The sequence below is a fragment of the Neisseria sp. P0009.S010 genome (assembly GCF_051958545.1).
GTDB classification, from domain to species: Bacteria; Pseudomonadota; Gammaproteobacteria; order Burkholderiales; family Neisseriaceae; genus Neisseria; species Neisseria subflava_A.
Map to the genome: position 1 here is coordinate 183,744 of NZ_JBQCVH010000005.1, position 15,203 is coordinate 198,946.

The following is a 15,203-nucleotide window of genomic DNA, read 5'->3' on the forward strand; positions in this document are numbered from 1 at the left end:
TTATTTTGAAGATAAGCTAAAGGCCGTCTGAAAATTTTCAGACGACCTGATTTTATTGAGTCAATTACAAAACAGCTAAAGCTGCTTCGTAGTCAGGCTCGTTCGCAATTTCAGAAACCAACTCAGCGTGGAGAACTTGGTTTTGATCATTTAAAACCACCACTGCGCGGGCAGTCAGGCCGCGTAATGGGCTTTCTGTCAGTGTTACTCCGTAATCGTTAGAAAAGCTGCTGCGGAATGTGGAAAGTGTCACTACATTTTCTAAACCTTCTGCACCGCAGAAACGGGCTTGTGCAAACGGTAAATCGGCAGAAATGCACAAGACGACGGTATTTTCTAACGAAGAGGCACGTTTGTTGAAAGTGCGGACGGACTGGGCGCATACACCTGTGTCAATGCTAGGGAAAATATTCAGCACTTTGCGTTTGCCTGCATAGTCAGCCAATGATTTCTCAGATAGGTCTGCTGCTACCAATGTGAAATCAGGTGCAACTTGGCCGATGGCAGGCAAATTGCCGTTTGTAGAAATAGGTGAGCCTTGGAAAGTAACTTGAGCCATGATTCAGTCCTCGTGTCAGGGGAAAATAGGATGGTTAGAAGTTTAGTAATGACGGCGACGGAAATAGAACATGCCTTCGCTGTCAATTTCTAAAATATAGCGGCCGTTTTGTACGGCGGCATAACCGCTTTTGCCTTCGGTATAAGGCTGCAAAGCAGCGTGTGAAATCAGATAGTCGGTCAGTTTGCCGCCGTCTTGGGCAATATTGTCCACCATTTTTGCAAAGGCTGTGTGGCAGACTCCGTTGGCTGACCAGCCGGCTGAAACGCCTTTTTCATTTTTTTCCATGCATTGGCCGCTGATGACTTCTAAGTCGGTAGGGTGCTTACCAATCAGATTGATGACGCCACCTTCTATGCCGTTAATCGGATAGGTACGTTGTTTTTTACCTTCTTTCGTTTCGCCGTCTTGAGCTGTACCTAAATCCAAACCGGTTATGGCTTGTTCATCAATATATTTAACTTTGAAGGTAGGTTTAGGCGCTTTGCCTGAAGCAGCATCATTGGCGGCAGTATCTTCAGATTTACCGCCGCAAGCAGCCAATGAAAGGCTGAGTAAGATAAGGGGGAAGGTTTTTTTCATATGAGAAACCCTAGAAAACGATTATATTTCAAATAATAAATGATATTATGACCGTCTGAAATTTTCAGGCGGCCTTGCTATTATTTCAACGAACGAATACCTACTGCATCGCGTACTTTATCCAACAATTCACGTGCTTCTTTACGCGCTTTTTGTGCGCCGGCCTGCAAAATGTCTTCAATTTGAGATGGTTTGGCTGTCAACTCATTGTAACGCTCGTGCGGTTCTGCGAGCTCGGCATTGATTTTTGCACCCAAGAGTTTCTTGGCCTCACCCCAAGCAAGGCCTTCGGCCAGCATTTGCGTGAACTCAGCAGTTTCAGACAGCGTGGAGAAGGCTTTGTAGATTTCAAACAGAGGACTTTCATCAGGCTGTTTCGGCTCGCCGGGTTCTTTCATATTGGTGATGATTTTGTTGACCGATTTTTGGGTTTTTTTATCGTTTTCCCAAAGCGGAATGGTATTGCCGTAAGACTTGGACATTTTGCGTCCGTCCAAGCCGACCAAGAGTTCGACGTTTTCATCAATCTTCACTTCTGGCAGGGTGAAGAGTTCTTGGAAGCGGTGGTTAAAGCGACCGGCAATATCGCGTGCCATTTCAACGTGTTGGATTTGGTCGCGACCGACTGGTACTTCATGGGCATTGAACATAAGGATGTCAGCGGTCATGAGGATAGGGTAGCTGTACAGGCCCATTTCCACGCCGTGATCCGGATCTTCCTGACCGTTTTCGGTATTTGCCTGTACTGCGGCTTTATAAGCGTGGGCGCGGTTCATTAGGCCTTTTGCAGTGATACAGGTCAGAATCCAGTTCAATTCCATCACTTCGGGAATATCGCTTTGACGATAGAAAGTGGTCTGTTCAGGGTTGAGTCCGCAGGCGAGCCATGTGGCGGCAACAGCTTGAGTAGATTGATGAATCATTTCCGGCTCATGACATTTGATGATGCCGTGATAGTCGGCCAAAAAGAGGAATGATTCGGTATTGGAATCTTGCGCCGCGCGGATGGCCGGGCGGATGGCGCCGACATAGTTGCCTAAGTGTGGAATACCTGTTGTGGTAACGCCTGTTAAAACTCGTTTTTTGCTCATGAAAGTATCCTTCGGCACAAAGGCCGTCTGAAAATAAATATGGTGCCGATTATACCTGATTATTCTTGATTTTTCAGACGGCCTTTTGAGTAAAGAGTAGATGGATAATAAAAAGTTATGCACATAAAATCATAAAAATAAAACTTTATAAAACAATAATATAGTAAAAACTGTTGATTAATGGGGTAAATGGCTCTTGAGTTATCCACATTTGCGCTTATATAGGCTCTAACAGAATATATTTGAAGAGGAACTTAAAATGAGATTTGATAAATTGACTGCCAAATTTCAGCAAGCTCTGCAAGAAGGTCAAAGTCTGGCTTTGGCTGCGGACAGCAGCTATCTTGAGGCCGGCTTTATCTTAAAAGCGTTGTTTGACGATCAAAACAGTGGTGCTGCTGCGTTATTGGCTCATGCAGGTGTGAATGTGCCTCAAGTAAAACAACTTTTGCAGCAACATTTGAGCAGCTTGCCAAAAGTATCCGGTCAAGGTGGCGATATTATGCCTAGCCGTGAACTGCAAGCTGTATTGAACTTGATGGACAAGGCTGCGACCAAACGTGGCGATGCCTATATCGCCAGCGAACTTTTCCTGCTGGCTTTGGTTCAGCAGAATGATGCGACCGGCAAAATTTTGAAAGAAGCCGGTGCAACCGAACAAAATATCAATGCCGCGATCGATGCGGTACGAGGAGGACAAAACGTGAACGATGCGAATGCCGAAGACCAACGCGATGCTTTGAAAAAATACACACTCGACCTGACTCAACGCGCCCGAGACGGCAAACTCGACCCTGTTATCGGTCGTGATGATGAAATCCGCCGTGCAATTCAGGTATTGCAACGCCGTACCAAAAACAACCCTGTGCTGATTGGTGAGCCGGGTGTGGGTAAAACCGCCATCGTCGAAGGTTTGGCGCAACGTATTGTTAACGGCGAAGTGCCTGAATCCCTGCGTAACAAACGCCTTTTGGTTTTGGACTTGGCGGCTTTGATTGCTGGCGCGAAATACCGTGGTGAATTTGAAGAACGCTTGAAAGGCGTTTTGAACGACTTAGCTAAAGACGATGGTAACACTTTGATTTTCATCGATGAAATCCATACTTTGGTTGGTGCAGGCAAAACCGACGGCGCAATGGATGCGGGCAATATGTTGAAACCGGCTTTGGCGCGCGGCGAATTGCACTGTATCGGTGCGACTACTTTGGATGAATACCGTCAGTACATCGAGAAAGATGCGGCACTCGAACGCCGCTTCCAAAAAGTATTGGTTGGTGAACCCAGCGTGGAAGACACCATCGCTATCCTGCGCGGTTTGCAAGAGCGTTATGAAATCCACCACGGTATCGATATTACCGACCCTGCTATCGTTGCCGCAGCGGAGTTGAGCGACCGTTATATTACCGACCGCTTCCTGCCTGATAAAGCGATTGATTTGATTGACGAAGCAGCCAGCCGTATCAAAATGGAGCTGGACAGCAAACCTGAGCAAATGGATAAACTTGACCGTCGCATTATCCAGCTCAAAATGGAAAAAATGCACGTTGCCAAAGAAACCGATGATGCCAGCAAAAAACGTCTGGAATTGATAGACGAAGAAATCGACGGCCTGCAAAAAGAATACGCCGATTTGGACGAAATTTGGAAAGCCGAAAAAGCTGCGTCATCCAGCACTGCCGACATCAAGAAACAGATGGACGACATCAAAGTCAAAATCGAACAGGCCAAACGCCAAGGAGATTTTGCCCGCGCATCCGAGCTGGAATACGGTGAGCTGCCTAAATTGAGCGCGCAGTTGCAAGCAGCAGAAAGCAATCCTGACGGCAAAAAACAAAACAAACTCTTCCGTACCGAAGTTGGTGCGGACGAAGTGGCCGAAATCGTATCGCGCATGACCGGCATCCCTGTGTCCAAAATGATGGAAGGCGAACGCGACAAGCTGTTGAAAATGGAAGAAGTATTGCACCGCCGTGTGGTCGGCCAAGATGAAGCCGTGCGTGCTGTATCCGACGCCATCCGCCGCAGCCGTTCCGGCCTTGCCGATCCAAACAAACCTTACGGCAGCTTCCTGTTCCTAGGCCCGACCGGTGTGGGTAAAACCGAGTTGTGCAAAGCTTTGGCAGGCTTCCTGTTTGACAGCGAAGATCATCTGATTCGTATCGATATGTCCGAATACATGGAAAAACATGCTGTTGCCCGCTTAATCGGTGCGCCTCCCGGCTACGTCGGCTACGAAGAAGGCGGCTACCTGACTGAGCAAGTCCGCCGCAAACCATACAGCGTGATTCTTTTGGATGAAGTGGAAAAAGCCCATCCGGACGTGTTCAATATCTTGCTGCAAGTATTGGATGACGGCCGCTTGACCGATGGACAAGGTCGAACTGTGGACTTCAAAAATACCGTTATCGTGATGACTTCCAATATTGGTAGCCAACATATCCAACAAATGGGTACTCAGGACTACGAAGCGGTAAAAGAAGTGGTGATGGAGGATGTGAAAGAACATTTCCGTCCTGAAATGATCAACCGTATTGACGAAGTAGTCGTGTTCCATGGTTTGGATCAGGCCAATATCCGCAGCATTGCGAAAATCCAGCTTAAAGGTTTGGAAAAACGTTTGGAAGCGCAACATCTGCATCTGAAAGTCGATGATGCTGCCTTGGATCTGATTGCCAAAGCCGGTTTTGATCCTGTGTATGGTGCCCGTCCGCTCAAACGCGCCATTCAGTCAGAAATCGAAAATACGCTGGCAAAAGCATTACTTGAAGGTAAATATGCACCTGATAGCACAATCCATGTTAAAGAAGAGGGTGGTAAGCTCTTGTTTGCATAAGGTTAAAACAATGTAGTATGTTGTTGTAAAAGGCCGTCTGAAAGAATCCAGACGGCCTTTCTTAGTTATTGATTCACATCATATATTTGTTATGTAATTTGATTATTCATTGAATTTTAGAGAATATTAATTGAAAATCTTGTTCCATAGGTTGACAAAGAATGCGATATAATCCGACCTGTTTGCCAAGGTTCTTGCTAAATATCTCATTTTATGTAATAATACTACAATGCAAAAACTGACTAATCAAAATCTTCACATTATTTTGTCGGAACGCTTAAATGATACCGACTTTGTTCTTATTCTCAATGCATTAATCAAATTTTTGCGCCGAGGAGGCAAAAAACAGGCTTCCGAACGTTTCGATTTGATTTTATCTACTTTAAAACAAGACGATGCTTTATGCCGTCAATTCAGCCTGCGCTTCTATGCCTGGCTGTCCAAAGTTCACATCTATCCTGCGCTGATTAAGCTGGGTATTTTCTCGCGCCATAGTTTTACTCGGGAGATGGGCATACGGATTTACGAACGTTTCAGCCCGTCTTATAAAGATTTTTCCAATCTGCGCGAAGTGTTTTTGTATCTTTTCCATTCGAAAAACGATGATAAATGGTTGCAAACCCTGAGTTTGCGCCAATGGTTGAGCATGTATGAATTGTTGCAGGGCAAAGCGGATCCTGCTTTGCTTCAGACGGCCAGCCGACAGTTGGCAGATGCCCGTTTGCGAGCGGTGGAAATGCTGTCGATTTGGATTGCTTCCGAAGCGATTGAGCCGGATTTAATACGGATTGCCCCCCGTTTGTTGGAGGCGGATTCGGCATTTGTCGCCTTACAACGTGAAATTGCAAAATTGGTAGAACACTATCGCCACAGCGAAGAAACTTATGATACGGCGCACTTGGAGGTCATGTTTGACCAGTGCGACAAGCAAATTGAGTATCTGCGTCGTCGTGGTACAGGAGCAGGGTCTGGTTCGTCAGTGAAAGTGGCACACTTGCTGGAGCGCCTGCAACAAACCATAGGCCGTCTGAAACTGTTGACCAATATTCAAATCGAAACCGGCAGCCGTACCCGCTTAACCATCAATCTGATGAATGCGATGATTTACGCGGCGGTAGAGCAATACAGCACCAGCCACTTGCGTAAAAGCAGTATCCGAATGCTGGCACGCAGTATTACGGAAAACAAAAGCCATCATGGTGAGCATTACATTACGCGCAACCGTAGCGAATATTTCAAAATGTTTTATTCCGCAGCAGGCGGCGGCGTAATTATTGCTCTGATGGCATTGAATAAAATCCATATTGCGTCTTTGGGATTCGGCGAGTTTACGACGTCATTCCTTGCCGGACTTAACTACGGCTTAGGCTTTATGTTGACTCATATGCTGCACTGCACCGTTGCGACCAAGCAGCCTGCCATGACGGCGGCGAGCTTTGCCGAGCAGGTGGACTCAAATGAAGGCAGCAAGGCGGTGGACAACAAATTGGCAAAACTGCTGATTGACGTGTGTCGTTCGCAAAGTGTTGCCGTATTTGGTAATGTATCGATTGCCGTATTGTTGGCGGCGGGGATCGCTTGGGGTTATGCCTACACGCATGGCCAGCCTTTATTGAATGAGGCAGTTACAGCCTACCAGTTTAAATCTATTGAGATTTTTACTCAGCCGACTTTATGGTATGCCGCTATTGCCGGTGTATGGCTGTTTTGCTCGGGGATTATTGCCGGCTTCTTTGACAACCGTTCCGATTATCTGAACCTGCGTCAGCGCCTGCCGTTTAATCCGTTTTTACGAAAAATCATGCGTCCGCAGCCACGCCGCCGTCTGGCCGCTTATATTCATAAGCATTACGGCTCGCTTATGGGCAATTTTATTTTTGGTATGCTTTTGGGGATGACCGGCTATTTCGGCCATCTTTTCGGCTTGCCGCTGGATATTCGCCATGTGGCGTTCTCTTCGGCAAATTTGGGTTATGCCGCGATTAGCGGTCATGCAGATATATTCACTTTTATGCTTGGCTTGGCAAGTGTATTGGCAATCGGCATGGTGAATCTGGTGGTCAGCTTTTCTTTAGCTTTGGCCGTTGCACTCCGTTCTCGCGGCACGCGTTTGGGCAGTATGCGTAATCTGCTGAAAAGCTTCTGGAGTCAAGTTAAAGCCAATCCTTTGATTTTACTGTATCCGGTTCAAGTGAATAACAAAGACAACACGAAGTAAGATTGAAGAAAGGCCGTCTGAATATATACTTTTCAGACGGCCTTTGATTTAAACCGATAAAGATTAGGCTTGCAGAGAGGAGCGGTTTTCCAAAACTTGGTCAATCAAACCATATTCTTTAGCTTCATCGGCAGACATATAATTGTCGCGGTCGGTATCGCGTTCCAAGTCGGCTAAATCGCGATCACAATGTTTGGCGAGTAAGCGGTTCAGTTTCTCTTTGATTTTCAGCAGCTCTTTAGCATGAATTTCAATATCGGAAGCCTGACCGGCCAAGCCGCCGTTGATGAGCGGTTGGTGAATCATGATGCGGCTGTTTGGCAGGGCAAAGCGTTTGCCTTTTTCGCCTGCGGACAACAGGAATGCGCCCATGCTTGCCGCTTGGCCCAAGCATAAGGTAGAAACATGAGGCTTGATGAAGTTCATGGTGTCGTAAATCGACATACCGGCAGTAACTGAACCGCCCGGAGAGTTGATATAGAAGAAGATATCTTTATCTGGGTTTTCGCTTTCCAAGAACAGCAATTGCGCAACAACCAGATTGGCAGATTCATCTGTCACCGGGCCGACCAAGAAAACGATGCGCTCTTTCAAAAGGCGTGAGTAGATGTCGAATGCGCGCTCGCCGCGACCGCTTTGTTCGATAACGGTAGGGACAAGGTAGTTATTGAAATCGAAGGACATTTTTGTCTCCTGTTAATGATGGAAAAGCACCAAAGCCATTTAAAGCGCTTCGGTGCTTTTGATTGTCTATTTCAGACGGCCTTGGAGCAATTAAGCTTGTGCGCCCATTACTTCGTCAAAAGACAGCGCTTTTTCGGTTACTTTAGCTTTGCTCAGAACGAAATCAACAACGTTGCTTTCTACTGCCAAAGAAGTCGGGCCTTGCAGGCGGGAAGGCTCTGCGTAGTACCAGTCGATAACTTCTTGAGGATCTTCGTAGCTTTCTGCGAAGTTGGCAACAACGGCTTTGATTTGGTCTTCAGTTGGCTCAAGTTTGTTTTCTTCAACCAATTTAGCCAAAATCAGACCCAAAGAAACGCGGCGTTCTGCTTGTTCTTTGAACATATCCAAAGGCAGATCCAAGTTTGCAGCGTCAGCCATACCTTGGTTAACGAAGTTTTGTTTCATTTCGTTTGCCAAGCGGGCGGCTTCTTCGTTGACCAAAGCAACAGGAACTTGCAAATCGGCTGCTTTGAGCAGGGCATTCATTACAGATTCTTTGGTTTGTTCACCGATGCGGCGCTCAACTTCGCGGCCAACGTTTTTCTTCACTTCTTCGCGCATTTTGGCAACGTCGCCGTCTTCAATACCCAAAGCTTTAGCAAAGTCAGCATCAACTTCAGGCAAAGTGGCTTCAGAAACGTTGTTCAGAGTGATGGTGAATACGGCAGATTTACCGGCAACATCTTTACCGTGGTAGTCTTCAGGGAAGTTTACGGTAACATCTTTGCTTTCACCGGCTTTCATGCCGACAACACCGGCCTCGAATTCAGGCAGCATTTGGCCTGCGCCCAATACGAAAGCGTAGTTTTTAGACGCGCCGCCAGCGAAAGGTTCGCCGTCGATTTTGCCTTCAAAGTCGATGATGACGCGGTCGCCGTTTTGGGCTTCGCGGTCAACATGGTTGAAGCGGGTGCGTTGTTTACGCAGGATTTCTACAGTTTGGTCAATTTCGGCATCGCCAACAGTCGCAGTAACTTTTTCTACTTCTTGGGCAGACAGGTCGCCAATAGTTACTTCAGGGAAAACTTCAAAAATAGCGGCAACTTTGAAAGACTCTTGATCGTCTTGTTCTTCAACGCCTTCAAAGCGTGGGTAACCGGCAACTTTCAATTCTTGAGCAACGGCAACTTCGTAGAATTCGCGTTGTACCAATTCGTTGATAACGTCGTTTTGTGCGCTTGCGCCGTACATTTGGGCAATCATTTTGAACGGTGCTTTACCCGGACGGAAGCCGTCAACTTTTGCACGGCGTTGGGTTTGTTTCAGTTTTTTCTCAGTTTCTGCGTTGATTTTGGACCAAGGCAGAGACAATACTACTTTGCGTTCCAGATTTTCTAAAGTTTCAACAGTTACGCTCATCGTAAGCCCTTAAATTCGTTGTGTTTAAACGGTTATCCTTCTGCTCAGTATTCCGAAGAATTTCGGAAGCGTGCATAAGGTCAAAATTTAGCTGCTTAGTATAACACAATGTTTCACGAATAACATAAAAAGGCCGTCTGAAAAGTGGGAAATTCTTTTCAGACGGCCTTTGTGTTTTGATATTGTTGTTTTTTACAGCTGGTCTTTTTGTGCCAGAATCCGTCGGCTGCCGTTGATGTCTGCCGGAGAAAGAACACCGGCATTTTCAAGCGCATCTATCAAATTGGCGGCACGGTTGTAGCCGATGCGCAATTGGCGTTGCAGGGCGGAAATGGAAGTCTTGCGGCTCTCCAATACGAAGGCAACGGCTTGATCAAATAACTCATCGCTGTTTGCGTTCGGATTGACAATATTGGTGGTCTCGATGGCCGCTTCGCCACTGAGCAGACCTTCCACATAATTGGTTGGAGCCTGTTCTTTGACGAAATTGACAACTTGATGTACTTCATCATCGGAAACAAATGCACCTTGCAGGCGTGTCGGTTCTGCGCTGCCCGGTTGCAGGAATAACGAGTCGCCGTATTTGAGCAATTCGTCTGCACCCATTTGGTCAAGAATAGTGCGGCTGTCGATTTTGCTTTGTACGGTAAAGGCCATACGTGTCGGAATGTTGGCTTTAATCAGGCCGGTAACCACATCAACGCTTGGGCGTTGAGTGGCGACAATCATGTGAATACCTGCCGCACGCGCTTTTTGGGCAAGACGTGCGATTTGCTGCTCAACGGATTTGCGTTCGGTCATCATTAAGTCAGCCAACTCGTCGATAACGACCACAATCAACGGCAGTTTTTCCAGAGGCTCAGGATCGTCAGGATTTAAGCTGAACGGGTTGAGCAATGGTTTGCCTGCTGCTTTGGCTTGTTCGACTTTTTGGTTGAAACCGTCCAAATTACGCACGCCGGCATGGGAAAGCAGGCGATAGCGTTTTTCCATTTCGGCAACACACCAGTTCAATGCTTGGCCTGCCTCACGCATATCGGTCACAACCGGGCAGAGCAGATGCGGAATGCCGTCGTAAATGCTTAATTCCAGCATTTTCGGGTCAATCATAATGAAGCGGACTTCGTCGGGCGTGGCTTTGAAGAGCATGGACATAATCATGCCGTTCACGCCGACAGATTTACCCGATCCGGTCATACCTGCGACTAAAAGATGCGGCATTTTTGCCAAGTCGCCGACAACGGGGGTACCTGCAATATCTTTACCCAAGGCAACGGTCAGTTTGGACTTGGCGTCGGTAAACACGGATGAAGAGAGGATTTCGCTCAACATGACATCTTGGCGTTTCTCGTTGGGCAATTCAATGCCCATGGTGTTTTTACCGGCAATGGTTTCTACGATGCGTACCGCTTGCAGAGACATCGAGCGCGCCAAATCTTTGGACAGGGCGACAATTTGACTGCCTTTGACACCTTGTGCCGGTTCGATTTCGTAGCGGGTAATCACAGGGCCGGAAGTAGCGGAAACAACCTGTACGCCGATGCCGAATTCAGCCAGCTTGGCTTCGATTAATTCTGCGGTTTGTTGCAATTCATCCGGATTGACGGCAACCGGTTCTTCAGACGGCATACGCAACAGATTCATGTTGGGTTTGTGGTATTCGCCGTTGTTTTTAGGTTCAGTATCGTCAAACAGGGAAGTTTGGATTTTAGGGGGCGGCGCAACGGATACGGCGACGGTTTTACGGTTGCTGCTGCTGCCTGCCAACGGAGCAACCGGAGTGGCGGTAATGGTTTTGGCCTCTTTAACCATGCGGCGCGTATTTTGGGTTTCCAAAGCTTCGGAGTGGACATCTTCTTTTTTATTTTGGAATTGAGACAGTTTTTTCATCAGGCTGCCAAACAGGCCGCCCATATGGCTGCCGGATTTGGCCATGACTTCCAACCATGACACCTGAGCCAGCAGGGAAATGGATAAAAGCAACATCACCAGCATAATCAACAGGCTGCCCGACTTGCCTAACAGCCAAGCCAAGCCTGAACCGGCCAACAGGCCGACCAATCCACCGGCTCCAACGGGAAGGGATTCGCTCAATGCGTTGTCAAACAGGAAATGTTCGATAATCGGGCTGCACACCAGCAGGAGGAATAATGCCAAAGCGGCTACGCCGTGATTGTAGGGCTTATGGTTTTCCTGCTTTTTCATGGGGCGGAAGTTTTTGTAGAGGAAAACGCAAGAGGCGGCTATCCACCACCAAAATGATAAGCCGAACAGATAATATCCGACATCGGAAAGATAGGAGCCAAAGAGGCCGCCAAGGTTGGCGACATCGTTGCTTTTGGGAACGCTGCGCGACCATGCAGGGTCGTCCATGCTGAAGCTGGCCAGGGAAATAGCCAAATAAATGGTGATAACCAAGCCAAACAGCCATAAAGCATCATTAATCAAGTTAACGACATGCTCGGGACGCGCTTTTTTTTCTTCGTTTTTTTGCAGCTCTTTGGCGGCCTTGAGGCGTTGGGAGACTTTATTGTCGGCTTGAGTTTGTGCTTTGGTGGATTTGCGTGTGGTCGGTTTGGCTGCCGGTTTGGTAGAGACGCGTTTTTTTGTTTGGGTTTTAGAAGATTTTGCAGTCATGAGATAAAGGCCGTCTGAAAAGACCGGAGGTAATGTGCGTAAAGGGCAAATTATACCGTATTTACTAGGCACAAGAAATTGAAACGGGCGTAATCATTATAGGATTCAGGCCGTCTGTTTGGCATGACGAAAATTTTGGATTTCGTTTCCACCTATTCAGAAGGCCTGATGTTTTGATTGATTTGGACTTACATTCTGCCCAGTTCGCGCTGGAGGGCTTGAATGTTTTTCTCTCTATCCAAAACCGCACCTTGCAGCGTACTGATGGCCTGTTGATTGACGCTGCCACCTTTGGCTGTCCGCGCTTGGCTCAGTTGCTTTTTGGCATCGGCCAAAGCCGCGCGTTCATTGGATAACTCGGTTTCCAGAATAGAGCGGCGACTGTTGACACCGGAGGATTTTGGAACCGGAGGAGGAGCCGTTTCAGAAGCAGTGCGGATAGGGGCAGGTTTGGGTATTGCCTTATGGTTGGATTTTGCCGCTGTGTTTTTGCTTTTTGCCGGAGCCGTTTGTGATGTCGGTGCGTTGAGTGTGGGCGCATCGTTAACCGGGGCGTCGTATCCGCTGCTGCTGTATTTGCCGACAATCGGCAAATCGTTGACGGCCTGGCAGTTGCCGCTTGGGCGCGAGGTATAGACAATCGAGCCGTTGACTTCACAGGTGTAGATTTTTGCGGCGTGGGCTTGGCTGTTGAAAACGGCAAGCAGCAGGGATAGGGTAAGCAGATATTTTTTCATGATTCAGGTAGGGCCGATTCGTTGCAGTTGAGCATTTTATTCTTGTTCAGACGGCATGGGCTGCTGTTTTTTAGCTTTTGTACCGTTTTTGTTTTTGCTCGGTTTGTCGGCTTTTTTCTCTTGTTTATCGGATTTTTCCGCGCGTGCCTTTTTCTTAGGCTTTGCATTTGCGCGTTCATCAGAGGCATTGAGGCTGCGGATGTTGAGGTGGTAACCGCTGCCTTGATGGCCGCTGATTTTAGGCAATTGTGCCTGTGCGCAGGAGGAGTTGGGTTCGGAAGTATAGCTGCCGTTGCCGCAGGAATAAACTGCGGCGGCTGCGTGAAGAGAAATGCCCAAGACGAAAGAGGATACGAGGAAGTATCCGGCTTGTTTGATGGTTGAAGTCATGTTTTTCCGTATTGTGTTTTATTTCAGACGGCCTGATGGCTCTATTTTTATTGGGAAAACTCGGCTTCGACATCAACTTGGATTTGCTCAAGCTCTTCCTGCCATTGCAGCCAGTTTTCTTCCAGTTGCGTTAATTTTACTTTAGTTTCTGTTAATTGTGCGAGTGTCTCTTGCAATTTGGGTTTATTTTCTTCTGAATAAGCAGATTCTTGTGCCAAAAATGCTTCACAGGCCGTCTGAATATCAGTCAATCGTGCGATTTCTTTTTCAGCTTTGTCGATTTTCTGCTGAATCGGTTTGCTGCGTTTGGCTTTTTCCTGACGGATTTGTGCTTCTATGCGCTTGGTGTCTTTGCGGCTTTGGCTTTGTGCAGAAGCGGCGGGGGCAGCAGCTGCGTTTTCTTGTGCCAACCGCCATTGACGGTAGTCGTTCAAATCACCGTCGAAGTTGTTCAGACGGCCTTTGTCAATCAATAGGAAGCTGTCGGTAGTCGCTTCAAGCAGGCTGCGGTCGTGCGAAACGACAATCAATGCGCCTTGGAAACTTTGCAGGGCAAGTGTCAGGGCGTGGCGCATATCCAAGTCTAGGTGGTTGGTCGGTTCGTCAAGCAGCAGCAGATTAGGTTTTTGCCAGATAATCATGGCAAGGGCGAGCCGCGCTTTTTCGCCGCCGGAGAACGGCTCGGTCTTTTGAACCGCCATATCGCCGACAAAGTTGAAACCGCCTAAAAAGTTGCGGATTTCCTGTTCACGGACTTCGGGCGAAAGCTGCTGGATATGCCAAACCGGACTTTGGTCAGCGCGTAAAGTATCCAGTTGATGTTGGGCAAAATAGCCGATATTGAGCTTTTCGGAGCGGACGATATTGCCGGAAAGTAAATCGATTTTTCCTGCCAATGCTTTGATAAATGTGGATTTACCGCTGCCGTTAACACCTAACAGGCCGTAACGTGCGCCGCTTTCCAAAGACAAGGTGATATCGTGTAAAACGGTATTGTCGCCATAACCTAAGTCGGCATGGTCGAGTTTCAATAATGGATTAGGCAGATGGGTCGGATTGGCAAACTCAAAGGAAAACTCGCTATCCAAATGCGCAGGAGCGATGCGCTCAAGTTTGGCTAATGCCTTCATGCGGCTTTGGGCTTGTACGGCCTTTGTGGCTTTGGCTTTGAAACGGTCGATAAAGGATTGCAGATGTTTGATTTGCGCCTGCTGTTTGACGTAGGCGGCTTGTTGTTGCGCCAGACGTTGGGCGCGTTCGGCTTGATAGAAATCGTAATTGCCGCCGTATTGGGTCAGTTTTTGTTGCGACAGCTCGATGGTGTGCGTTGTGGTGGCATTCAAGAAGTCACGGTCATGGGAGATGATGATTTGCGTACAGGGCAGGGAAGCGAGATGGTTTTCCAGCCATAACACGGTTTCTAAATCCAAGTGGTTGGTCGGTTCGTCCAAAAGCAACAAATCGGCACGACAAATCAGCGCTTGGGCAAGGTTGAGGCGCATACGCCAGCCGCCGGAGAAGGATTTGACGGGGCGCGTATGTTCTTCTTGTGCAAAACCTAAGCCGTTAAGCAGTTTGGCGGCACGTGCCGGAGCAGTGTAGGCATCGATTTCTTCAAGTTTGGCGTGATATTCGGCTTGCTTCATGCCGTCGTTTTGCGCTTCTGCTTGAGCCAAGGCCGTCTGAAAAGCCTGCAATTCGGCATCGCCTTGTAAAACGTAGTCTAAAGCGGAAATATCTAAATCAGGCGTTTCTTGAGAGACGGAAGCAAGGCGCCATGTTTTGGGAATAAGGATTTCGCCGCCATCTTGAGTGATTTCACCTTTTATTAGCGCAAACAGGCTGGATTTGCCCGTACCGTTTTTACCGATTAAACCAACGCGTTGGCCAGGGTTGATTACGGCATCGGCTTTATCGAGCAGGACTTTCAAACCGCGTTGTAAGGTGAGTTTTTTAATTTCTATCATGATGGCAGGCAAGGGGATGAGTAAAACGAAAGGCGTTATTTTACCTGAAAAGACATATAAAAGGCCGTCTGAACAAGTATGAAAACGAAATCAACGATTTCTAT

The 15,203-nt window shown here is 47.6% G+C and carries 10 protein-coding genes and 2 pseudogenes; 2 read left to right on the forward strand and 10 right to left on the reverse strand.

The window, feature by feature from the left end:
- Nucleotides 1–64: 64 nt before the first annotated feature.
- From tpx to trpS, 3 genes are all read right to left on the reverse strand, one after another.
- Nucleotides 65–559 (reverse strand): thiol peroxidase, encoded by a 495-nt coding sequence (gene tpx, locus ACTHSN_RS07085; protein WP_070647111.1) that lies wholly within the window; start codon nucleotides 557–559, stop codon nucleotides 65–67.
- Between the two features lie 42 nt (nucleotides 560–601).
- Entirely contained in the window at nucleotides 602–1,141 is a 540-nt protein-coding gene (locus ACTHSN_RS07090; RefSeq protein WP_070615945.1) for a hypothetical protein, read from the reverse strand.
- An 80-nt stretch (nucleotides 1,142–1,221) separates the two neighbouring features.
- Entirely contained in the window at nucleotides 1,222–2,232 is a 1,011-nt protein-coding gene (gene trpS, locus ACTHSN_RS07095; RefSeq protein ID WP_440365224.1) for a tryptophan--tRNA ligase, read from the reverse strand.
- Between the two features lie 259 nt (nucleotides 2,233–2,491).
- Here trpS and clpB point away from each other — a divergent pair, with 259 nt between their 5' ends.
- Entirely contained in the window at nucleotides 2,492–5,065 is a 2,574-nt protein-coding gene (clpB, locus tag ACTHSN_RS07100) for an ATP-dependent chaperone ClpB (protein WP_107769377.1), read from the forward strand.
- Between the two features lie 229 nt (nucleotides 5,066–5,294).
- Nucleotides 5,295–7,283 (forward strand): site-specific recombinase, encoded by a 1,989-nt coding sequence (locus ACTHSN_RS07105; RefSeq protein WP_107769376.1) that lies wholly within the window; start codon nucleotides 5,295–5,297, stop codon nucleotides 7,281–7,283.
- A gap of 63 nt (nucleotides 7,284–7,346) precedes the next feature.
- Here ACTHSN_RS07105 and clpP read toward each other — a convergent pair whose 3' ends face one another.
- The 7 genes and pseudogenes from clpP to ACTHSN_RS07140 form a co-directional block, all read right to left on the reverse strand.
- A complete protein-coding gene (clpP, locus tag ACTHSN_RS07110) occupies nucleotides 7,347–7,967 on the reverse strand; it encodes an ATP-dependent Clp endopeptidase proteolytic subunit ClpP (protein ID WP_107769375.1) in 621 nt (206 codons plus the stop codon).
- Nucleotides 7,968–8,057: 90 nt separating this feature from the next.
- The gene (tig, locus tag ACTHSN_RS07115; protein ID WP_070460717.1) at nucleotides 8,058–9,368 is read right to left on the reverse strand and encodes a trigger factor; all 1,311 of its coding nucleotides are present in this window, start codon (nucleotides 9,366–9,368) and stop codon (nucleotides 8,058–8,060) included.
- 192 nt (nucleotides 9,369–9,560) lie between these two features.
- A pseudogene (locus ACTHSN_RS07120) lies at nucleotides 9,561–11,201 on the reverse strand (DNA translocase FtsK); the annotation flags it as partial.
- Nucleotides 11,202–11,302: 101 nt separating this feature from the next.
- Nucleotides 11,303–12,005: pseudogene (locus tag ACTHSN_RS07125) on the reverse strand (DNA translocase FtsK 4TM domain-containing protein); the annotation flags it as partial.
- 188 nt (nucleotides 12,006–12,193) lie between these two features.
- Complete coding sequence (locus tag ACTHSN_RS07130; protein ID WP_285070147.1) at nucleotides 12,194–12,742, reverse strand: hypothetical protein; 549 nt, start codon at nucleotides 12,740–12,742, stop codon at nucleotides 12,194–12,196.
- A gap of 36 nt (nucleotides 12,743–12,778) precedes the next feature.
- Nucleotides 12,779–13,132 carry a nucleolar protein gene (locus tag ACTHSN_RS07135; protein ID WP_285070149.1) on the reverse strand — a complete coding sequence of 118 codons (354 nt, stop codon included), beginning with the start codon at nucleotides 13,130–13,132 and terminating at the stop codon, nucleotides 12,779–12,781.
- Nucleotides 13,133–13,179: 47 nt separating this feature from the next.
- Nucleotides 13,180–15,099, reverse strand: coding sequence for an ATP-binding cassette domain-containing protein (locus ACTHSN_RS07140; protein ID WP_440365225.1), 1,920 nt, complete (start codon nucleotides 15,097–15,099; stop codon nucleotides 13,180–13,182).
- Nucleotides 15,100–15,203: the final 104 nt, after the last annotated feature.